The sequence below is a fragment of the Streptomyces sp. HUAS 15-9 genome (assembly GCF_025642155.1).
Taxonomy (GTDB): Bacteria; Actinomycetota; Actinomycetes; order Streptomycetales; family Streptomycetaceae; genus Streptomyces.
The window spans coordinates 8,903,536-8,924,197 of record NZ_CP106798.1 but is presented as its reverse complement, the minus strand read 5'-3'; the positions used below and the strand labels follow the sequence as shown (position 1 = coordinate 8,924,197).

Here is a 20,662-nt window from a genome sequence, read left to right as displayed (position 1 = left end):
ACACTCCTCGCCCTCTGGACCGGCGCCTGCCCCACCTGCCGCCGCGACATACCCGCACCGATAGCAAGATGACCAAGCCCTACTAGGGTCCAGGTCGTCACATGAAAGAAGCACTCTCCAGGTGAAGAAGACTATCGGGTTGTACCCGCGTGTCCGTGTCGAGGGCGGTGGTCGCGGGGTGGTCTCCCAGGCCGGTGGTGTGCTGCTGGTGGAGACGATCCGCAAGACCGGCCTGGACAGGGCGATATCGGCGGCGTTGGCGCCGTGACGCAGGCCGCGGGCGGTGCATGATCCGGGCAAGGTTCTGCTGGATGTGGCGCTCGCGATCGCGCTGGGCGGGGACTGTCTGGCGGACGTGGGCATGCTGCGGGCCGAGCCGTCGGTGTTCGGGCCGGTGGCCTCCGATCCGGCGGTGTCCTGGCTGGTCGACACACTGGCAGCGGGCGGGAAGCGTGCGCTGGCCGCGCTGCGGCAGGGACCGCGCTCAAGTCCGCGAAGATGTATGGACGTTGGCCGGTGAGGCTGCGCCGGACGCCGCCGGGCAGGTGGTCGTGGACCTGGACGGAGTGCTCGTGATCGCGCATTCCGAGAAGCAGGATGCGGCCGCGACCTGGAAGAAGACCTTCGGCCACCATCCGCTGATGGGGTTCGTCGACCACGGCCGGGGCGGACCCGGGGAGCCGGTTGCCGCCCTGCTCCGGCCCGGGAACGCGGGCAGCGTGCGACACGAGGTCGCACAGTTTGAGTGATCACATCGATCGGAGGGTTGACCGATGTCGAGGGTGTAGATCCGGGCCAGTGTCCAAGGCCCGTCCCCGCTTCGACGTGCGTCACTGGCAACGGTGGGGTGCGGAGCTCGAAGAAGACGCCCAAGGGTCCCCGATCCGTCCGGGGGCCACAGGCAAGGGGAAGACCGGACGGGTGAACGCGAGTGAACCCCTGATGATGCCTCGTCACGTTTGGGCTCCGCCAGACGGAAGTCTCCAGCGGAGTGCAGGGACTGGCCGCTGAGAAGCGGCAGGTGCCGGTCGGACAGGTTGCCGCCGACCGGGAGGACACCGCCGTCCCCGGGGTATAGGGGGCGCCCACCCCGGTCGCGTCTCAACTGTGTGGAACGTGCAAACCCCGACGGGGTCCGCCCGGGCGACCGGGCGGTGAGCCGACCGCGAGCAAGGCCCAGTCCCCGGGCGGGAACAGGATGGCCCAAGAAGCAAACGCCGGCGGCCGAAAGGCAGCGGGAAGACGGGGCAACATGTTCGGCCCTCCGCCGATCGCCCCGCATAACCGGCCGGATACGGGCACATGCCCGAACCCGAAAGGGTACCGACGTGGGCCAGGTGAGTCTGTGGAGACCAGATGCTCGAAGCACCGGAACCAAGGGACAAGTTAGACGCCGTGGCCACGGCCGCGGTGAACGGACCCGAGGACGAGATCACCGACTGGCTGGCCGTCGACTGGCAGCAGGCTGAGGACGACGTACGGCGACTTCGGCAGCGCATCTTCACGGCATCGCAGGCAGGGGACCTGAAAAGGGTCCGCAATCTGCAGAAGCTGATGCTCCGCTCCCGTGCCAACACGCTGCTCAGCGTGCGCCGGGTCACGGAGATCAACGCTGGCCGCACGACCGCCGGGATCGACGGGAAGGTGGTGCTGCTGCCCCAGGGCAAGGCCGAACTGGCTGACTGGATGCAGCGATCCTCCGGTTCCTGGAAGTCCCGGCCGGTCAGGCGGGTGTATATCCCCAAGGCAGGAGGGAAGAAACAGCGCCCGCTCGGCATTCCGGTGATCGTTGATCGCGCTCTCCAGGCGCGGGCCCTCAACGCGCTGGAACCCGAGTGGGAGGCACGGTTCGAGCCGAAGTCGTACGGCTTTCGGCCCGGCCGTGGCTGCCACGACGCCATCGAGGCGATCTTCAATGCGGTCGGGGGCAAGAACCCGCACCGCCGGTGGATTCTCGACGCGGACCTGGCAGCGGCGTTCGACCGCATCGACCATGGGCACCTTCTCCGCCAGCTCGGCACGTTCCCCGCGCGGGAACAGATCAGGCAGTGGCTGAAGGCGGGCGTGGTCGAGCGGGAACAGCTCACCCCGACCGAGGAGGGGACTCCACAAGGCGGGGTGGTCACGCCCCCAACACAATGGATAACTCGGGCGCATGTCACCCTCGGTGTCGGCGGCGTCGTGGCTCTGGTCGCTCTGGGTGGTCTTCTTCCTGACCGGGATGCGGTGCCGGATGGTGATCTTTTCGGGGCCGATGAGGATGTCCTGGACCAGCAGGCGCAACACGCGCTGGCGCTGGGACACCCCGGCCACCGCGGCGTTGCTGCGGAGCTGGGCGAGGAAGCCTTCGAGGCTGGCGGCGAGTTGGAGGTAGGCGTCGCGGTCGGCGAGCTGGGAGTCGAGTGCGTCGAGCTGGCTGCGCAGGCCGGCCTCGCGGGCGCGCAGGTCGGGCATCCAGGCGCGGAGTTCGTCGATGGTGATCAGCTGTTCCTGGAAGGCTTCGATCATCCGGGTGATCGCCATGTTCGCTTTGGACAGGGCGAGTTCGGTCCGGGCGCGTTGGCGGGTGGCCGGGTCCGAGGTGCGGGCGCGTTCGAGGCGCTGGTCGATCTCGGTCCGGATCAGGTGCGGGTCGGCGAGCAGGGCGGTGATGTGGTCCCAGACGAGGGCGTCGAGGAGGTCGGCGCGGACCGGCTTGCTGGCGCAGATGCGGCCGCCTTCGTAGCGGTAATCGTCGGAGCCCAGGCACCGGTAGTAGTAGATCTTGTTGTTGGCACTCGTCGTGGTGTGGCTGCGGTAGTAGCCGTATCCGCAGGTCGCGCAGGCGATGATGCCCTGCAGCAGGGAAGGGACCTTGCTGTTGCGGGAGGCGAACTTCTTGTTGTCCGCGAGGCGTTGGGCGACGCGCTCGAAGGCGGGCTGGTCGATGATCGCGGGGACGGGGATGGTGATCCACTCCTCGTGGGGGCGGTCGACGGCCTTGACCGGGCGCGGGGTGGTGCGGCCCTGCAGGCGCGCGACGCGGTTGAGGGACGGGGGCTCATGGACGAGCCGGGTCTTGCCGAAGACGGCGCGGCCCGCGTAGGCGGGGTTGCGGAGCATGCCCCAGACGACGCTGCGGTCCCAGCGCGTCTTGCCGGTGCGGGTCAGGGTGCCGGACTCGCTCAGCCAGCGGGTCAGGTCGGCGAGGGAGGCGCCCTCGTCGGCGTAGCGGCGAAACAGCTCGGCCACCAGCGCGGCTTCGTGCTCGACGATCTCGTAAGAGGCCCCGCACTCGGGGGATTTGCGCAGGTAGCGGTAGCCGAACGGGGCGCCGGCCAGGACGTTGACGGACCCGGCTTTGGCCCGGTAGGTCTTGCCGCGCCGGTAGCGTTCCATGAGCTGGGCCTTCTCGTACTCGGCGAACATGCCCTGGAACTGGACGAGCAGCTGGTCCTCGGGGCTGTCACCACGCGGCCCGCGGACGAACTCCACACGGGTTCCCGCGCGGGCGAACTCCTCAATCAGCAGGGCCTGGTAGGCGAACTTGCGGGCCAGCCGGTCCGGCGCATAGCACAGCACCACATCCACGCCGACTTGCGCGACAAGGTCCCGCAGTCGCTCCGGACCAGGACGGATCAAGGTGGCACCGGAGTGTCCCTCGTCCTCGAAGACCCACTCCTCGGGCAGTTCAAGTTGCAGCGCGGCGGCGTGGGCACGCAGGGCCGCGGTCTGCGATCCGATCGTCTGGTCCTTCTTCTGCCGGGCCGAGGAGACCCTGGCATAGATCGCCGCACTGGTCATCGCGCGGCCCTCCTTCGCTTCGAGGCGCTCGCAAACGGGAACGGCGCGGGGGCACCAGGACGGCATAGGCCGCCGACAGGTCCGCGTCCGTGTGACGGGAGAAGACACACTCCAGCTCGAGTGCCCGCTCGCTCATGGCCCGGGACGTTTCCCCAGGTCCTCCCGCTGAAGGAACTCCGCCAGGGCCCGCGCCACCACAGACGACAAGGTGGCATCACCCGCGCGGGCATGGGCCCGCGCCCGCTCGGCCAGCGAGCCGGGCAGCTTGACGGTGAACACGACGTTCGCTTCGGGGACTTCGACGCGGCCTGCAGCCATGGCCTGCTCCACATACCGGCGTGCCTGGCGCACCGACACCTCGTACCGGCCGGCCAGCACACGCGCGGCGGCAAGGGCGGACAGCCCCGCCGCGACCAGGTCAGCGGCGGTATTGACCCGCCGGGCGTACTCGATGCCGTCGACACGCTCCCCGCGCACCATGTCATGAATGTACTACCCATCACGACAAGGCCTACTCTCCGTACACGGCAGCTTCTCCAACCGCCGGTAGCTGAGCGTCACTTCGAAGCAGAAGTTGCCCATTGTGTTGGGGGCGTGGCCAGCCCGACGCTGTTGAACGTCGCCTTGCACGGGCTGGAGGAAGCCGCCGGGGTCCGGTACTTCCCTGACGGGATGAGGCACGCGGGTAAGTCGGAGCCGGGCACCCCCGTGGTGATCCGCTACGCCGACGATCTGGTGGCCTTGTGCGTCAGCGAGGAGCAGGCCCGGCAGGTCAAGCAGCAGCTCGCGGTGTGGCTGGCGCCGAGGGGACTGACCTTCAACGAGGACAAGACGCGCGTCGTCCGCCTTGAAGAGGGCTTCGATTTCCTCGGGTTCAACGTCCGCCGCTATCGCAACGGCAAGCTGCTGACCAAGCCCAGCAAGGCAGCCGTGCGGCGCATTCGCAGCAGGCTCGCCGCTGAGGTCGAGGCCCTGCACGGGGCCAACGCTGAAGCGGTGATCAACAAGCTCAACCCCGTGATCCGGGGCTGGGCGGCCTACTACCGCACCGGGGTGTCCAAGGAGATCTTCTCCTCTCTGGATCACTACGTGTGGCGGCTCACCTACCGGTGGGGACTGCGGGCGCACCCGAACAAGTCGAAACGCTGGGTCGTGGCCCGGTACTTCGGCGCGTTCCACCCGACCAGGCGGGATCGCTGGGTGTTCGGCGACCGGGACACCGGCCGCTTCCTGGTGAAGTTCTCCTGGACGAAGATTGTCCGGCATCGGCTGGTGAAGGGCAGAGCGTCTCCGGACGATCCCGCTCTGACCGGCTCCTGGGCCGATCGTCGACGGCGGCGAAAGCCCCCGCTGGGGCGGTTCGTGCTGCGGCTGCTACACGCGCAGCACGGCCGCTGTCCCGGCTGCGGCACTCTGCTGCTGCACGCTGATCAAGAGCCGCAAAGTCCCACCGAGTGGGAGCAGTGGCTCACCGCCGTCCGCAAGGCGATCCGCCGCACGGCGCTCGCCACCGAGGACGGCAGCCCACCGGACGACACCGCACGCTGCCTCATGCACGCCCACTGCGCGCGACGACGTATTGCCGCCCGCGCACCGGGACCAGCAACTCTGCCTGCCCGCGAGCCCGCGGGACTTGCTTGAGCCGTGTGCCTGGAAAGCAGGCACGCACGGTTCTGAGGGGGCCCCGGCGCAGCAATGCGCTGGGGCTACCCGACAATGCCGCCGCGGACCATATCGAAGCCTCCCGGCTCGCCCTGAAGCAACTGCCGAAGAAGTACCGACGGGGACGGCAGACGCTCATCCGCACCGACTCGGGCGGAGGAACCTACGAGTTCCTCAACTGGCTGTCCGCCCGCGGCCGGTGGCTGACCTACTCGGTCGGCATGACCATCACAGATGCCATCCACCAGGCCGTTGAACGGAAAATCGATCTTCGGGAGGGCAGGCGGCAGCATCCGGGGCCGCTTGCGGACCGGATGTCGGATCGAGTGGGGTCGGTCAGGCTGTTACGGGTTCGAGAGTGACCTGGTGGCCGAGAGCCTGGAGCTGGCGGACGAGATCACGGGTCCTGCGGGCGGGGTTGAGGTGGCGTTGATGCCAGTCGGCGCCGAGTTCCTGGTAAGAGGCGTCCGGGTCGTTGATCAGGTGCCAGGCAATGACCAGTATCGAGCGGGTGGCCCCGCATCCGAGCCCATGGGCACTCCCGATACCGCTACTTGACATCTATAGGGGCATCAACGCCCTCGCCGAGTCGTTCTGGCAGGGCCTCAAGAGGGAGACGATGCACCACGCCGTTCACAACGATGCGTCAGGCACGGCTGGAGATCTTCCAGTGGCTCACCTACTACAACACAACAAGGCGCCACAGCGCCCTCAACTACCTGTCGCCTGCCGAGTTCGAACAGCGGCATCAAAGAGAACGTAGAATCACACTCGCAGCATGAACCCCCGTGTCCACACACCGGGGGACGCCTCAACTGGTATTGCCACCGCGATTGCGAACAGGACGCTCCGCACCAACAGAGCGGCGAGCCCTTGTACAGAACCAGCGCGCGCCTTGCCCCCGGTTGCGCATTCGTTGTGCAGATTCGCCGAAGATCCACCATCTTGAAGTCAGTGGTCACAGGGCTGGCGTGAGTCGTTGATCGTGTACTCGTGCTGCTCAGGTGCGGTTGTCAGAGCTCAAGATCGTCTGCCGTTTGCTCCCTGCCCAGCAGGCCTGCAACTCTCCTTGGTAAGCGGCCAGTTCAACCCGGGACCCGCGCCGCGCCCCTGCCCCGAATGCGACGCGTACGGCCTGGTCCGCACCGACGGCCGATGGTACATCCACTGCCGCGTCTGCGGGCACCAGATGCCCCCGCTGCCCATTGCGCAGCGCGGTGCGCGTGTCGGTGTGCTCGTTCCGCTCCGCGCCGATCCTTGCGCTCGCCCAGTGGCTTCGAACATACCCGGGGCGCGGGTGACGTCACGCTTGTGGCTCGGGTGGGTCGAGTGGCCCTACACCATGGAGAAGTAGCAGACTGGCCACCGCTGCCTTGGATGCGCTGCGCCTCGAGCACCCCGGCCTGTCCTGGCACACCCTGGGCGGCCTTTTCCAGGGCTCCCGGGCCTTCTGAGCGGCGGTGTTGCACGGGCGTGCCGGGCAGCTACCGACAGCGCGACACCTGCCCACACATACCCGAGGGTGAGAGCCGCGGCCTCGGCCCGCCCGCAGCGGCCGCTCCGGCCACCCTCCCCGGCCAGTGCCGCAGAGCACAGCCCGGTCATCTCGGGCCCTGAGCAGCGAGCTCGCCCATTTCTCGACAGCGGGCCGGGTACCGGCACAGCCGGCGTCCCGGCCGACCATGCTGCCCGTCCCGGAACCCCCTGCGACCGGCGGCCCGGCCGCAGCTTGAACCAGCCGCGCACCGAGTTCTCACAGTGAGGGGCCGTGCTGACGTGCCCCTCAGTGGCCCAGGATTGCCGGTGGCGTGGCTTCCGGGACGGGGGCGGGGACCGAGGGGTGCGCGGTCGTCGCCCGTTCTCTCGTGAGGGCGCCTGCGATTCTGTGGGCCAGGAGCGGATCGGCCGGAAGGACGTGTGCGGCAAACCAGCGGGCGGCCGACGGGTCGGGGGACAGTTCGACGAACTCGGCGCCCGCGTAGTCGTCGAGCGGGGGGTCGTAGACGTACCCGGAGACCACGCTGTGCCGCACCAGACGCTCCACCAGGGCATCGCGGTCGTCGACGAGGAGCGGGACCCGGAAGAGGGCTGGGAGTCCGTCGTGCTCCGCCCGCTCGTGCAGTGCCGGGGAGGCCCATGTGGTGCCCGACAGCAGTGAGACGCCGGCCCTGCGCCGGGTGAGGTCCCGGTCCAGGCCGGCCATCCGCAGCGCCAACTGCCCGCGGACCAGGCTTCCGTGGCGGGAACGGTAGCCGTGCAGGTCGACCCTGACCCACGGCTCGTACGCGGTCAGACTCGGCGCCCGGCCCGCGCAGGCGGCCAGTAGCGGCGCGTGCAGGTCCATGCGGAAGCCGTCGCGTTCCAGCAGCCCGAGGCGCTGCAGCGTCCGCCAGACGGGTCGCACCAGGTGCAGGGTGTGTGCGGCGGACCGGGCCAGCGGCCGCAGCGTGGTGGCCAGGTCGGTGGCGAGGCTGCGCGGCGTCAGCAGGTCGTCGCGCAGCAGCTCCAGCTCCCGTCGGGTGCGCGCGTCGTCGACGGCGAGGAAGCCACCAGCCATCCCCGCCACATGCTTGGACAGGCTGAACGCCGCCGCCTTCCCGAACGTCCCGATCGGCTGCCCGTCCACGTGCGTGCCGATGGCGTGCGCCGCGTCCTCGAACAAGGGAATTCCCAACGCCTCGCAGTGGCGGCGCAGTTCGACGACGTGGTCCGGCATGCCGTACAGGTTCGTGGTCAGGACGGCATCCACGTTCCGCCAGGTGGACTCCGGTACGGCGGCCGGGTCGATATTTCCGTCCCACACGGACACGGGGGCGAGTACCGGGCGCAGTGCGGCCGCGAGGACGACGAAGAGGATCACGTCGTCGTTCAGCGGGGACATCAGCACCCGTGCACCGGGCCGGCACCAGCGTCGCAGCGCCAGGTACAGGGCCAGCCGGGCCGAGGGCGTGTAGACGCATTCGCGTCCGAGTCGTCGTGTCATTGTCGCGGCGAGCCGCGATCCGTACGGCATCGTCACCTGCTTCCGGCGGAGGGTCGTGCGCGGGACGTGGTTCGCTCGGGCGCGCCTCGACGGGGCCCGGCGGTTCCCGGCAGGCCCGACGTACGGAGCGTGCCGATCGTCCTCAGCAGCCGGTCGGCGGGCTCCCGCAGCCCGGGATGGGCCAGAACCGTGTTCCGCAGGCCGCGCACCGGGCCGCGCCACATCCGGTGCGCGGCCGCCACCGGATGGACCCGGGTCGCGAACCCCTCGGCCACTTGTAGCTCTCGGGTCTTGAGCCAGTCCTTGTACTCCATGTCACCACGCCCGAGATCCATGCATTTCACCCCATTCGCGTCGGCGGCCTCCGCCAACCTCAGATGCATGATCAGCCCGGGCGAGTAGCGGCGGAACTCGGGATCGTAGGCGGGAAACCAGGCCGCCAGCACCGTGCGCGACCTCGGCCCAAAGTGCGCGGCCACCGCCCGGTCACCGGCGTACAGCACGGACAGCACACCGTTGAAGTGCTCGTCCCGGGTATGGAACAGGCCGTCCACCAGGTGCACGATCCACGGCCGGGCGAACCGGTCCATCCGTCCCGTCCTGCGGTACTGCGCGGACTTCCACCGCATGAGCTGGCGCAGCATCCGCGGGTCACGCTCGTCGAAGACGAACCGCACCTCGCCGATGTCGCGCCCCATGCGGCGCTCTTTGGCCAGCGTGGACTTGGTCAGCCGAGGAGACGTGCGGCGCAGCCACTCCACATAGCCGCTCCCGTGGTGCTCCAGGTCGATCACCGGCGAGGCGAACATTCCGGTGACGTGTCTCGCGAAGGGGCTCTGATCCTCGACGAGGTGATCGAACTCGAAGACGGACAGCCCGCAGGCCCGCAGCAGCTCCCGGGTGTCCCAGGTGACCCCCGGCCGGTGCACCAGTGCCTGGCAGTCCGACAGACCGAGGCCGATCGCCCGGCCGACGCCGAAGGACCCGCGCTGGTGCGGAAAGAAACCGACGGCTTCCCCGCCCTCCCGCAGGACCGCCACGCGCGCCCCGCGTCGGTGTCGAGCGATCGCCACGGCAAACTGCGGTGACAGGAAGGGGTTGGCGTATTCGGGCGAGTCGTCCATCGCCCCGCGCCACATGCGGTGAAGTGACGGACTCATCTCGTCGAGGCCGTGGATCGTGATGTCCATCTCAGACCTGCCGCTCGCCCTCGGTTCGTGGACGTCTCTCAGGTGCTTGCGCATACGGACGGAGCAACTTGTGCGGGCGGGCGGTGGGTTGGAGCACGGGCTTCTCGGCACCTGCGTACGGCAGGAGTTCGCGGTCGCAGAACGCCACGAGGTCGGTAGCGCTACTCTCGGCGTCGCTCGGGTCGCCGTCCGCGGCGGCGAGCAACACGGCCATGGGTTCGGCCGGTTCCGCAGCCGGGCGATCGTGGCGCGCCGCTGCGGGCTCGCCGGCCGCAGCGTCCTGGGATGGGGCCGTGAGGGCAGGACTGCTCATGGGGCTCCAGCGGTTCACAGCCGGTTCGACCGACCGGTGCGGGCAGGAATTGCTGGTCCGTCCTGGATCCGGCATGTCCGTATGCCGGAAGCCGACGCCGATGCGGATCGCAGTCCCCCGGTGGCGCCGGGCGGTCGGCTGGTGACCGACCCGTGGGCACGACGCGCCGATGCGGCCCCGGCACAGAGCCGTGGCCGGGCAGTCGGCGCGACGCTCTTTGGCAGCCCCGGACCGGTCACACGCCAGCATGGTGCTGCCGCGCACGCTCTCGCCTGGGCCGAACAGGCACGGCCGCAGGGCCCACTGGTCCCCTGTCAGCGCCCCCGCTTTGGGCCCAACAGCCGTCGGACAGGGGCCTTCGGCCCACAGCCGTCTGCCACGACTGTCTGACATCGGCTTCTGGAGAGCAGCCGTCGCCCCGGACCAAGCGCGAACGGCGTAGAGCGAGGCCCGACTTCCCAGGCCCGAGGATCCTGTCGGGCCGGGAACACACCCATGAAGCGTGACCGCAGCAATCGGTCCGGGTGCGGGCTGGGCGAAGGGGCGTGGTCAGGCAAAGGACGGTGGGGCAAAGGCATACGGCGCCGGTATTCCTGAAACCTTCGCGCAACCCCCGCGGCGCAACGGATCAAACATGATGAGGACGGTCGAAATTGGCCAGGGGTGCTGTTCGCCTCAGTTCGTCCGCTGGTCAACGAAGTGGGGATGCTGGGGAGCGACCAGCGACATGCCGAGGGCCCGACGGCCGTCAGGGACGCTGTTGGTTATCGTGCGAGACGCGTGTTCGTCGCCAGCGAAGACGGTCGTGGTCCACGGCGGCTGCTGCCAGGGTGAGCTCATGAATACGACACCGGATGGACGGCCTATCCCGCCCACGCATGCCGACGAGCGCGCCATGCTGGAAGCATGGCTGGACTTTCACCGTGCGACTCTCGCCCTGAAGTGTTCGGGGCTGAAAGATGATCAATTACGGCTTGCTGCGGCATCACCGTCGTCAGTGACGCTGCTCGGTCTCGTTCAGCACATGGCCGAGGTGGAGCGCAACTGGTTCCAGCGCGTGTTCGCAGGTCTCACCGTGTCGCCGGTCTTCGGGGAGTGCAACCTCGACGGCTTTGCCCTTCAGCCGGAACGAGGACTCGAGGAGGCGACGGCTGCCTGGCAAGCGGAAGTCGCCCGAGGCCGTGAGCTGATCGCGGACGCATCGCTGGATGACTCCGGCCGCCTGTCCGAGCAAGAAGCGGGTCATGTCGGCGATCAGGGAGTCTCCCTGCGCTGGATCATGGTGCATATGATCGAGGAATACGCACGTCACAACGGTCACGCTGATCTCATTCGTGAGCAGATCGATGGGGCTACTGGGGCATGAGACGTGCTTGCGCGGTCGAAAGGACCGCGCAAGCACCTGGCTCTGCTCAGCCGACGAAGGCCCAGGGCTTTGGTGTATCCAGGTCTGGGAGATCGGCGTGGACCAACAGGAACCTTCCGTGCTGCTCGATCAGCGCGGCAGCGGTGAGGCCGTCGCTGTGGCTGCGGGTGACCAACTCGTCGACCTGGTGGAGCATGGACAGGTCGGTTATGGGGTCCTCCGCAGCGGGACGACGTCGGTGCGGTGGTGAGGCATCGTCGGCCGGGCGGCCTCGGGGGTGGCCAGCAGGGCGACGATGGTGATCGGCTGCTGGCAGTGCGGGCAGTTGCGGGTCGCGGTCGGCTCCAGCGGGTCACGGACCCCGGCGGACTGGCGGGAGGCCGGGCGAGGCGCCGGTGGAGGGGGAAGCTCGATCCGGGCCCGCAACGCGGCTGGCGGTGCTTGGCCGAGGCGGCGGGCTCGTTCCTCGTCCAGGGCCCGGTCGCGGCGGTGCTCGGCTTCGCGACGGCAGACGGCCGAGCAGTAGATGGTGCGGACCGTGCGTTGGACCTGGAAGGGGTTCTCGCAGACGGGGCAGGTCCGGGTCTCCGTCTTGGCCTCGCGGGAGGCAGTGCGGCACTCGGGCGAGCAGAAGATGCGCCTCGGGCTGAGGGTGGTGGTGAACTCCTGGTCGCACTGGGGGCAGATCCGCTGGGTGGGCAGGTGCGAGCGGGCTTTCTCCCGGCAGGTGGGCGAGCAGTACTTGCGTCGGCTGGCCACGGAGTCGACCGTGAAGCCGGCCTGGCATTCGGGGCAGGTCCGCGCCGACTCCGCGCTGGTGGGGTCGAGTTCAGGAGACACGGGCGTTCACTCCCTGGCGAAGGCTGTCGGCGTGGTTCTGGTGGTGGCGGAGCCGGTAGGAGGGGCCGTCGATGCCAACCACCGCGGCCCGGTGCAGGAGCCGGTCCAGCATCACCGCGGCGACGGTGGCGTCGCCGAAGGCCGAGGCCCAGTCCGCGATGCCGACGTTGGTGCTCAAGATCGTGCTCGACTTCAGATACCCGGGCAGGGCCTGGGCGCACCGGGACTTGGCGGACTGCTCGAGTTCCTGCCGGGTCTGGGGGGCCAGCGCCGCGCAGGCATGCCTCGCGTCGGCCCGCCGGACGCTCTCCTCGAAGCGCAAGGCCGCCTTCGACGCGGCCGTCTCCCTCTCGCCGAGCGTGGTGCAGCCGGCAAGACCAAGGGCACACGCGAACGCCGCAACACCCGTCCACCTCCAGCGCCGCACGGCAACCTCCACCCGAACGTCAGGACTGTCACCCCATGCTGATACGGCAGCTCGGTCGGGGACGGCAGCCGCGCCGGGTACTGGGCAAGCGCAGAATCTTCGGGCCAGGTGCGGGCTCCCGACGAAACAGGGCCCGTTAGGTGACGGAGTGCCTCATCGGAGGGTCGGCCGCGTGGTCTGCCAGCGAGGCGGAGCCATCCTCCTAGATCCAGCCCCTCCCCGCAGTACTGCAGCATCCCCGCGTTGGGCGCGCCATACTCCGGCATCAGCCGGGTCGAAAAATTTCCGCGCACGCCTCTTGACCACCAATACCTACCGGTCAGTACGCTCACGCCACCCTCGATGACACCGGTGTCCTCTCCCTCCGTGCGGCCACGGCGAACCGGCCCCTCGGCATGCCGCCGCACGCCCGTAGGCACAGCTCCCGCGACCCGGGAAACGCCCCAGCGCTGTCCTTTGTCAGAACGCGCCGTCGAGCGCTGTCCCGAACCCCACCCGAGAGTCCCTCGTGAACAAAACCCTTGCCAGCGCAGCCGTCGCCGCGGCCGGCGCCCTTCTCGCCGTGCAGGCCGCCGCCCTTCCCGCCCAGGCATCGAGCAGCTCCACCTTCAACTCGACCAGCAACCCCGTCCTGTTCGTGCACGGCTACACCGGTGACGCCAGCAACTGGACCACCATGGCGGACCGCTTCAGAACCGACGGCTGGCCGTCCTCGTACCTCGACCAGTGGTCCTACGACTGGCACCAGTCCAATGCCACGACCGCCCAGCAACTGTCCACCGAGGTCGACCGTCTCCTCGCGGCCACCGGCGCCACCAAGGTCGACATCGTCAGCCACTCCATGGGAGGGCTCTCCTCGCGCTACTACCTGAAGAACCTAGGCGGCACCGCCAAGGTCGACGCCTGGGTGTCACTGGGAGGACCGAACCACGGCACCGACAGCGCCAACAGCTGCTTCGACACCTCCTGCACCGAGATGCGAATCGGCTCCAGCTTCCTCGCCGCCCTCAACTCCGGCGACGAGACACCGGGCTCACCCCGTTACGCCACCTGGTGGTCGCCCTGCGACACGGTGATCAACCCGGACACCTCCGTCTCTCTGACCGGCGCGGCCAACACCCAGACCGCGTGCCTCAGCCACACCGGCCTGCTCACCGACGCAACGGTCTACACCCAGACCCGGGACATGATCAACCACTGACCCTCCCCACCAGCCGGCAGGGTTCGCGGCCGCCGCTCACCGCGGCCCCTGCCGGCCCCCAGCCGCACAGCCCCGCCACCAGCCAGCTTCCCGTCCGCGACAAACACCTCAGCCCGCCCGGCCGACGGCACCTGAGACCAAAGACTCGCCGGGGACCAGCGAAGACGGGGACCGCTGCCCGCCCTGCGACTCACCCTTCGCGGCGCGTCCCTGGAGCACGAAGGCCGCGCCCCACCAGGCAGCTGTGCGCACCACGATCAGCACCCCGGCGGTTGCAGCCGGTGCCGCATCAGCCAGCACGAGGCATGCCGAGTGAGCCAGGCACTGATCAGCCCGATCGCGGCACCGGCGGCAACGTCGCTGGGATAGTGGGCACCGGATTGCACGCGCTCCACGGCCACCACGGCAGCCGGGACCGCGCACAGCGCGCCGGCCAGCGGCCACGACGGCGCCACCGCGGCCGTAAATCCCACCGCGGCGGCGGCGTGCCCGGACGGGAACGAAGAGGACCCCAGGCGGTCCTCAACCTCATCGTGCGGGATCCACTCCTTGGGCGGGCGACGACGGCCGGCCCACTGCTTGCACAGGCAGCTGAACACCACCGCGCCCAACCCCTCCGCCGCGGCCCTGCGGCCCCGCCCTCCGCCCAGCAACCCCATCACCGCGGCCGCGCCCACCCACAGCTTCGCGCCCTCCGCAACCTCCTCCACCGCCGACAGCACGATGGCAGTCCCAGGCGACATACGGGAAGCCGCCCGCCTGGTCACCGACCGGTCAGCGTCACCCAACCCCGCCAACAGCCTCATAACAGATAACTATCCCGAGGTCACCGGGCCATACCCGAGACCATCGGGTGGAGATCACCCTGCGCAGCAGACGGCAGCATTCCTGCTCCCCCTACCTCCGGATGCCGCGAGGAGGGTGTACGACGGGAGGCCGCCTAAACCTGCAGGAAAGAGGGGTGGTGGGCCCGAAGACCCGCCGGCCCCTGGACTGGATCCCCGAGGTCCACTACCCCCTCGGCAGCGGCGAGGCCGTCATCCCCGACACCCTCCTGTATTACCGCGACTCCAGCGACGGCGGGTCAATGCTGCGGTCTGCCTCGCGCACCCACGTGCGCAGCGTCTCGGGGTTGACATTCAGATCGGCGGCGACGTCCTTGAACGTCCACCGACCGGCCGAAGTCCGCCACAACGCCACCGCGTCGGACCGGAACTCCGCGTTGTACTTCGAGGGCCTTGCCATGTGGATCTACACCTTCCTGGACCATCAAGATCCATTCTCAGGTATGTCCACACCACAGGGGTCGCCTCACCCCGGACCCGCCACCGCCCGCCACCGTCGGTGCCCCAACTCGGCGTGGAACGGTGACCAGGTCTCGGGCGCGCGCTGAGGCGAGAAGGCCCATCCGGTCCGGGGGACGGTGACTACCCGTGCATGGCGGGCCCGCCGATGCTGCGACCGGTGACGGGATCAGGCCGGGCCGACCCCGATCCGGTCGAGGTCGGGGGTGTAGCCGTCGGGCCCGCTGTCGAACTTGAGGGCATTGTTCCCGGCCGTGAGCGTCACCGTGATGGTCTTGACTCCGGGAGTGTTCCATCCTCCTGTGCCGGAAAAGCGGATATTTGAGGGGGTGCCGCCGTTGACGCTGATCCTCGCCGACCGGGTGGAGTCACCTGCGGTGTAGGAGACGGTGATCTTGTAGGTGCCGGCTCTTTCCGCTCTGACACCTCGGAATTCGAGAGCGCCGCCAAGGTAGAGGCCGCCGACCTTCTGGCCACCCGAGCACGGCGCACAAGGGGCCACCCAGGCACGTCCGAAGAGCACGTTGGTGCCGGACTCGGCCTCGTAGACAGTGCCGCCCGGCCCCGTTGACGGGGTCCTTACCGTGACGGCCACTGAGGGCGGTGAGGTATTGCCCCTGGCGTCGCGCGCCACGACCGTGAAGGTGTAGGGGGTGTCGGCCGTCAGGCCGGTCACGGTGGCGGAGGATCCGGTGACCGACGCTGCCTTGATGGTCCCGCTGTAAACGTCGTAGCCAGTGACCCCCATGTTGTCGGTAGAAGGGCTCCACGCCAGCGAGACGCTGCTCGCAGAGGTACCGATGGCGTGCAGGCCGGCCGGGCGAGAAGGTGGTGTCCTGTCCTCTTCGAGGTTGCCGGGAGTGACCTTCAGTAGTTGCGAGGCATGCGCCGGAAGGGACACGGAGAAGCCGGCGGCCTGCGAACCGAGGTCGGTGCGGCTCCACATGTCCCGAACATTGGAAGCGTTGGGGAATCCGAGGTCGTTCCACTTCACGGACACCGTTTTGGTGGCACTGCCGAGATTGAACAGGGCGACCGTGTAGGTGCCGTCGGTGTTCTTGGCATACCAGACCTGCTGGCTGCCGCCCTGCCTGAGTGGTTTGGCCGGGATACCCTGCTGGTTCTGTGCGATGACTTCTTGGTTTGTCAGCAGGGACATGCCGTACGCGTCGAGCCTCGTGATGTCGTCTCCGAGGTAGAGCGGGGCCGACTCGATCGCCCACAGGGTCATGTAGGACTGGCGTTCCGCCTTGTTGATGCCGTCCATGGCCCCGACGCCCACGTTGAGGGAGTCCAGATCCATCCAACTGCCGCGGCTGACGTGCTCGATCCACGGCGGGATGTCCTTCCATCGAACCTTGACGGAGTTGTCCCAGGTGACGAGTGTGCTGCAGTAGCACTCGACGTCGGTGTCGGGCCGGAATGCGTTGGCGTACTTCTTCCAGGTCCCGACGCCGCTGATGTCCAGCGGCCAGGCCGAAGTCTCGAAGACGATCGGCCGCCCGGTGTTGATCAGCGCCTTCGACATGGCTGCCACGTCAGCCCTGTTGTCGTGGTTCTCGTCGGTCTTGCCGGAGCCGGGGCCGACGCCGTCGAGCTTGAGGAAGTCGACCTCCCAGTCGGCGAGCATCTGCGCCTGCGAGTCGATGTACTTCTGCGCGCACGGCTTGGAGAAGTCGATCTTGTAGGAACTGTCCCAGCCATTGGTGGTCCGCAGGTCGGGGTAGACAATGTCGTGGGTGCTGCAGTTTGTGGTGCCTGCGATGAGGAAGTCGCCCTTGTCATAGGCGCCCTTCTCCAGACCCACGGGCAGGTAGATGCCAAGTTTGAGGCCCCTGGCGTGGACGTGCTCGGCGACGTACTTGATGCCGTGCGGGAACTTCTCCTTGTCCGGGGTCTGCCGCCCGTGAATGTCGTACTGCGGGTTCCAGTTCCAGTCCATCCACCAGCCGGCATCCATGTTGATGTACTCGTAGCCGTACGGCTTGAGTTTCTCCGCCATCGCGTCGGCCTGCTTGAGGACATTGGCCTCGTTGAGGTAGCTGAACCGCCCCTTGGGATTGAGTCCGGGGTAACTGCTGGACTGCTGGCTCCAGCTGCTCCAGCCCATGTAAGGCCTGAGCGCCAGACCGTTGTCCGCCGCGTGCGCGGCGGCAGCGCCGATGACCGGTGTTTCCGCGGGAAGGGCCGCGGACAGCGGCACAGTCGCCACAGCGAGCAGGAGGGCCGACAAGGCCCGGATCGCGCTTGATCTGAGCATGGCTATTCCTTCACAGAAGGACACAGACGTACGTGCAACGCGTGCTCAAAGGGGCGATCGCCGACGCGCCCGATGTGCCGGTTGCCAGGCGGCTCCGGGTGACGGCGCGGGGGGACCGCGCGCCCGGCCGGTGCGCCAACCGCCCCCGTCCCTTGGGGCCGGTGGTTGTGCAAGCGTCAGGTGCTGAACCGTTCAGGCGCTCAGGTGTTCAAGTGCCCTGCGTGCTGTCGTGATCTGGTGCTCTCTGGGGCGAACATCGTCTGCACGGCGACGGCCGCCGCTCCTCGTGCCCACTCCTCGAACGGCAGCGCACGGATGGCGAGGCCACAGCGGGCCGCGCTGCCGAACGCCTGCCGGGCGAAGCTCTCCTGGATCTGTTGGTCAAACAGGTCGTAGACCGCCAGTCCCTCTCCGGACACCACAATCCGCTCCGGTCCGAAGAGATTGGCGACCGCCGCGAGGCCGAGGCCGATGGCGTGACCGGCCTGGGCGAAGACCCGTCGGACCGTCTCCTCGCCGGACCGGGCGCGGGCCACGGCCTGATCCATGCTCAGTTCGGGTTCTCCGACGGCCAACCGGGCTTGGGCCACGATCGCGTGTGTGGAGGCGATCGCCTCCACACAGCCGACGCCGCCGCAATGGCACGGCGGACCGCCGTCAGCGACGGGCACATGTCCGATTTCGCCGGCGACCCCGAAGGCCCCAGTGACGAGGGCGCCGTTGGCCACCAGGCCGCAGCCGATCCCAGCGCCTACCGTGACCAGCGCGAACGACGAGGCGCCGATGCCCTCGCCGAACCACTGCTCGGCGATCGTGAGCGCCTTGACGTCATTCTCAACCGTCGTCATCAAGCCGGTTGCCTCCTCGAGCAGTTCGGCCAGCGGTACATCGTGCCAGCCCAGAAACGGCGAGTACCGGACCTGACCCGATGCCCGGTCGACGTCGCCGGAGACAGCCACGCCAAGGCAGTGTGCGCGTTCCAGGAACTCCTGTGACTCGGCCAGCAGCGCCCGCACAAGATTGACGATGGCGGCCACGACGGAGTCGACCGCGCGGCTCTGGAGGGGGTGGCGTTGCGCATTGTGCACCTGGGCCCGCAGGTCGGTTACCACCCCGATGAGATCGTCACCGGTGATCTTGACACCGACGAAGAACTCCCGCTCGGCGCGGATGTCCAGCGGACTGGCAGGGCGACCGGCTCCAGGGACGGTCCGTTCTTCGGCCGCCACTTCAGCCATGTAACCGGCCTCGATGAATGGCCGCGCCGCCTTGGTGACCGCGGCCGATGACAACCCGGTCCGCCGCGCCACGTCGACGCGGGTGACGGGACCCCGCGTCAGCACTGTCGAGAACACGGTTGCCGCTGCGGGGCTTGTGATCGGGGCCCGCGGACGATTCCTGGCCATGCTCAGAACCATACGAGGATTAATTAACTTCGTCAATAATCTATTACCCCACCAGAACCCGGCGCTGCTGCACGAACTACGCCGTGGGCCCGGCCCGCCGCGCGGGCAACGACCGTATGGACGCCGAGTGGAGATCGGCAAGCTGCCGGGCGGGAAGGCGGCCGTGACCGCACGGGCCGAGGAGTTCGCTGCGGTGGCGGCCTTCACCATCAACTGGGACAACGAGCAGGCGATCTGCCCACGGGGGGCCATGAGTGTGTCCTGGACCGAGCTGAGGACAAAGCGAACACCTATCTGCAGGCCCGGTTCGCCGAGGCAGACTGCCGGTCCTGCCCGGACCGTGTACGCGGTGTCCAGGTCCCGAAGGGACTGCTTGCAGGACGACCGCCGACACGTCGGCGAGCCAGGCACGTTCCTCGGTGCGCTTGGCCTGGGTGATACGAAGCCGGGACAGCTCGGCCGACTCACGTACGGCAGTCCTGCCGCGTGTGCTTCCTTGCGGTCGCGCAGGCAGTCGTTCCACACCACGCGGGCGCACCAGAACGCACTCGCGAGCGCACAGGTCTGCGAGGACTTCGAAGCAGAGCTGAAGGAGTTCAAGGCGAACGCGATCACGTCCACCTCCTGGTGCACTGCCCAAGGTCGCCGTATCGAAGCTGGTCAACAGCCTCAAGGTGAACCTTCCCCTTGATCGTGGACACCTGGAGACTGGGACCTGAGGTTCCAGAGGAAGTAGCACCAGGTGGGAAGCAAGTACACGAAGCGGTACACCGAAGAGTTCAAGCGGGACGCGATCGCGCTCGTCGATTCCTCGGGCAAGACGGTCACGGCGGTCACCCGGGAACTCGGCATCAGCTCCGAGTCCCTGCGCGGCTGGTACCGCAAGGCGAAGGCGGACCGGGGCGAGGGCACTCCCGGCGAATTGAGCAGTGCCGAGCGCGAGGAGCTCCAGCGGCTGCGGCGGGAGAACCGAGAGCAGCAGCAGACGATCGAGATCCTGAAAAAAGCGACCGCCTTCTTCGTGAAGGAGAACGACCGGTGAGCGAGTTGTGCCGGTTCATCCACGCGGAGAAGGCGAACTACCCGATCGTTCTGCTGTGCCGGGTGCTGCACGTCGCCCGCTCCTCCTACTACGCGTGGCGCGAGGGCGAGGCCGGCCGCCATGCCCGGCAGGCCGCCGACGACGCGCTCGCGCGCGAGATCACGGTGCTGCACGTCGCCTCCCGCTGCACTTACGGTGTCCCGCGCATCCACGCCGAACTGCGGCGTCTGGGCCAGCGGGTGAACCGCAAGCGCATCGCCCGCGTGATGCGCGAGCGTGACATCCGAGGCGTCACCCGGCGCAAGCGCAGCTCGTTGACCCGGCCCGACAAGAAGGCGAAGCCGGCCCCTGACCTGATCGGCCGCGACTTCCACGCCGAGCGGCCCGGGATCAAGCTGGTCGGCGACATCACCTACCTGCCCACCGCCGAGGGCTGGCTCTACCTCGCCTGCCGGCTGGACCTGGCCACCCGCGAGGTCGTCGGCTATGCCATGGCCGATCACCACCGCGCAGAACTCGTCGTGGACGCCCTCGACATGGCCTACGGCCGAGGGAACCTCGAGCCCGGCTGCGTGATCCACAGTGACCGCGGCAGCGAATACACCTCGACCCAATTCAGCGACCGAATACGAGAGTTGGGGCTGCGGAACAGCTGCGAACGCGCCCGGATCATGCTTCGACAACGCGGCCGCGGAGAGTTTCTGGGCCCTGCTCAAGGAAGAGATCGGCACCCGCACCTGGCCCGACCGGGCCACAGCCCGCGCCGAGGTCTTCACCTTCATCGAGAGACCCTGTTGCTCAATTCGAGGGAGTTTGCGTCGATCACTCGGTCGGAGGCAGGCGGCGTGACGGACCCTGCCCTGGTCAGGGGCGCGTGAAGGGGTC

16 protein-coding genes and 5 pseudogenes are annotated in these 20,662 nt (G+C 68.4%); 9 read left to right on the top strand and 12 right to left on the bottom strand.

All coding sequences use genetic code 11. From position 1 onward, the window contains the following. Nucleotides 1-121: 121 nt before the first annotated feature. Nucleotides 122-719, top strand: a pseudogene (locus N8I87_RS40600) (transposase); the annotation flags it as partial. Between the two features lie 637 nt (nt 720-1,356). Then, nucleotides 1,357-2,070: pseudogene (locus N8I87_RS40595) on the top strand (reverse transcriptase N-terminal domain-containing protein); the annotation flags it as partial. Between the two features lie 591 nt (nt 2,071-2,661). Here N8I87_RS40595 and N8I87_RS40590 read toward each other — a convergent pair. Next, nucleotides 2,662-3,783 (bottom strand): annotated as a pseudogene (locus N8I87_RS40590) (recombinase family protein); the annotation flags it as partial. A gap of 132 nt (nt 3,784-3,915) precedes the next feature. Continuing rightward, complete coding sequence (locus tag N8I87_RS40585) at nt 3,916-4,263, bottom strand: hypothetical protein (protein WP_263215944.1); 348 nt, start codon at nt 4,261-4,263, stop codon at nt 3,916-3,918. Nucleotides 4,264-4,377: 114 nt separating this feature from the next. Here N8I87_RS40585 and N8I87_RS40580 point away from each other — a divergent pair, with 114 nt between their 5' ends. The 3 genes and pseudogenes from N8I87_RS40580 to N8I87_RS40570 all read left to right on the top strand — a co-directional run bounded on the left by N8I87_RS40580 (nt 4,378) and on the right by N8I87_RS40570 (nt 6,227). Then, nucleotides 4,378-5,424: a group II intron maturase-specific domain-containing protein gene (locus tag N8I87_RS40580; RefSeq protein ID WP_317633572.1), complete on the top strand. Its 1,047-nt coding sequence runs from the start codon at nt 4,378-4,380 to the stop codon at nt 5,422-5,424. An 8-nt stretch (nt 5,425-5,432) separates the two neighbouring features. Then, a pseudogene (locus N8I87_RS40575) lies at nt 5,433-5,699 on the top strand (IS1380 family transposase); the annotation flags it as partial. Between the two features lie 300 nt (nt 5,700-5,999). After that, the gene (locus N8I87_RS40570) at nt 6,000-6,227 is read left to right on the top strand and encodes an integrase core domain-containing protein (protein WP_411577348.1); all 228 of its coding nucleotides are present in this window, start codon (nt 6,000-6,002) and stop codon (nt 6,225-6,227) included. A 1,001-nt stretch (nt 6,228-7,228) separates the two neighbouring features. On the opposite strand, the gene N8I87_RS40565 is transcribed toward N8I87_RS40570, so the two are convergent. Continuing rightward, nucleotides 7,229-8,458, bottom strand: a complete 1,230-nt coding sequence (locus N8I87_RS40565) for a DegT/DnrJ/EryC1/StrS family aminotransferase (RefSeq protein ID WP_263215942.1) — start codon at nt 8,456-8,458, stop codon at nt 7,229-7,231. A 2-nt stretch (nt 8,459-8,460) separates the two neighbouring features. Then, a complete protein-coding gene (locus N8I87_RS40560) occupies nt 8,461-9,618 on the bottom strand; it encodes a GNAT family N-acetyltransferase (RefSeq protein ID WP_263215941.1) in 1,158 nt (385 codons plus the stop codon). A 1,151-nt stretch (nt 9,619-10,769) separates the two neighbouring features. Between N8I87_RS40560 and N8I87_RS40555 the strand changes: the two genes are divergently transcribed. Further along, entirely contained in the window at nt 10,770-11,297 is a 528-nt protein-coding gene (locus N8I87_RS40555; RefSeq protein WP_263215940.1) for a DinB family protein, read from the top strand. Nucleotides 11,298-11,343: 46 nt separating this feature from the next. Here N8I87_RS40555 and N8I87_RS40550 read toward each other — a convergent pair whose 3' ends face one another. From N8I87_RS40550 to N8I87_RS40540, 3 genes are read right to left on the bottom strand one after another with little or no spacing between them, the layout of a single operon-like run. Then, nucleotides 11,344-11,493, bottom strand: coding sequence for a hypothetical protein (locus N8I87_RS40550; RefSeq protein WP_263215939.1), 150 nt, complete (start codon nt 11,491-11,493; stop codon nt 11,344-11,346). Between the two features lie 11 nt (nt 11,494-11,504). Next, nucleotides 11,505-12,137, bottom strand: coding sequence for a hypothetical protein (locus N8I87_RS40545; RefSeq protein ID WP_263215938.1), 633 nt, complete (start codon nt 12,135-12,137; stop codon nt 11,505-11,507). Continuing rightward, a complete protein-coding gene (locus tag N8I87_RS40540) occupies nt 12,127-12,564 on the bottom strand; it encodes an ATP-binding protein (protein ID WP_263215937.1) in 438 nt (145 codons plus the stop codon). The genes N8I87_RS40545 and N8I87_RS40540 overlap by 11 nt, the downstream gene beginning before the upstream one ends. A gap of 508 nt (nt 12,565-13,072) precedes the next feature. Here N8I87_RS40540 and N8I87_RS40535 point away from each other — a divergent pair. Then, on the top strand, nt 13,073-13,765 hold the full coding sequence (locus N8I87_RS40535) for an esterase/lipase family protein (protein ID WP_263215936.1): 693 nt from the start codon (nt 13,073-13,075) through the stop codon (nt 13,763-13,765). 257 nt (nt 13,766-14,022) lie between these two features. Here the strand turns inward: N8I87_RS40535 and N8I87_RS40530 are convergent, their stop codons facing one another. The 5 genes and pseudogenes from N8I87_RS40530 to N8I87_RS40510 all read right to left on the bottom strand — a co-directional run. Continuing rightward, nucleotides 14,023-14,508, bottom strand: coding sequence for a phosphatase PAP2 family protein (locus tag N8I87_RS40530; RefSeq protein ID WP_317633536.1), 486 nt, complete (start codon nt 14,506-14,508; stop codon nt 14,023-14,025). Between the two features lie 316 nt (nt 14,509-14,824). After that, nucleotides 14,825-15,010 (bottom strand): transposase, encoded by a 186-nt coding sequence (locus N8I87_RS40525; RefSeq protein WP_411577347.1) that lies wholly within the window; start codon nt 15,008-15,010, stop codon nt 14,825-14,827. Between the two features lie 228 nt (nt 15,011-15,238). Then, nucleotides 15,239-17,329 carry an alpha-galactosidase D gene (locus N8I87_RS40520; RefSeq protein ID WP_263215934.1) on the bottom strand — a complete coding sequence of 697 codons (2,091 nt, stop codon included), beginning with the start codon at nt 17,327-17,329 and terminating at the stop codon, nt 15,239-15,241. 200 nt (nt 17,330-17,529) lie between these two features. Further along, nucleotides 17,530-18,735: an ROK family protein gene (locus tag N8I87_RS40515; protein ID WP_263216938.1), complete on the bottom strand. Its 1,206-nt coding sequence runs from the start codon at nt 18,733-18,735 to the stop codon at nt 17,530-17,532. A 342-nt stretch (nt 18,736-19,077) separates the two neighbouring features. Beyond that, nucleotides 19,078-19,335 (bottom strand): annotated as a pseudogene (locus tag N8I87_RS40510) (helix-turn-helix domain-containing protein); the annotation flags it as partial. A 142-nt stretch (nt 19,336-19,477) separates the two neighbouring features. On the opposite strand from N8I87_RS40510, the gene N8I87_RS40505 reads away from it, so the two are divergent. Beyond that, entirely contained in the window at nt 19,478-19,777 is a 300-nt protein-coding gene (locus N8I87_RS40505; RefSeq protein ID WP_263215933.1) for a transposase, read from the top strand. Beyond that, the gene (locus N8I87_RS40500; protein WP_263215932.1) at nt 19,774-20,655 is read left to right on the top strand and encodes an IS3 family transposase; all 882 of its coding nucleotides are present in this window, start codon (nt 19,774-19,776) and stop codon (nt 20,653-20,655) included. Before N8I87_RS40505 ends, N8I87_RS40500 begins: the two co-directional genes overlap by 4 nt. Nucleotides 20,656-20,662: the final 7 nt, after the last annotated feature.

Coding starts and splice junctions, on each gene's coding strand:
- N8I87_RS40585 (WP_263215944.1), bottom strand. CDS start 4,263: ATGGTGCGCGGGGAGCGTGTCGACGGCATCGAGTACGCCCGGCGGGTC.
- N8I87_RS40565 (WP_263215942.1), bottom strand. CDS start 8,458: ATGCCGTACGGATCGCGGCTCGCCGCGACAATGACACGACGACTCGGA.
- N8I87_RS40560 (WP_263215941.1), bottom strand. CDS start 9,618: ATGGACATCACGATCCACGGCCTCGACGAGATGAGTCCGTCACTTCAC.
- N8I87_RS40555 (WP_263215940.1), top strand. CDS start 10,770: ATGAATACGACACCGGATGGACGGCCTATCCCGCCCACGCATGCCGAC.
- N8I87_RS40550 (WP_263215939.1), bottom strand. CDS start 11,493: ATGCTCCACCAGGTCGACGAGTTGGTCACCCGCAGCCACAGCGACGGC.
- N8I87_RS40530 (WP_317633536.1), bottom strand. CDS start 14,508: ATGTCGCCTGGGACTGCCATCGTGCTGTCGGCGGTGGAGGAGGTTGCG.
- N8I87_RS40525 (WP_411577347.1), bottom strand. CDS start 15,010: ATGGCAAGGCCCTCGAAGTACAACGCGGAGTTCCGGTCCGACGCGGTG.
- N8I87_RS40520 (WP_263215934.1), bottom strand. CDS start 17,329: ATGCTCAGATCAAGCGCGATCCGGGCCTTGTCGGCCCTCCTGCTCGCT.
- N8I87_RS40515 (WP_263216938.1), bottom strand. CDS start 18,735: ATGGCCAGGAATCGTCCGCGGGCCCCGATCACAAGCCCCGCAGCGGCA.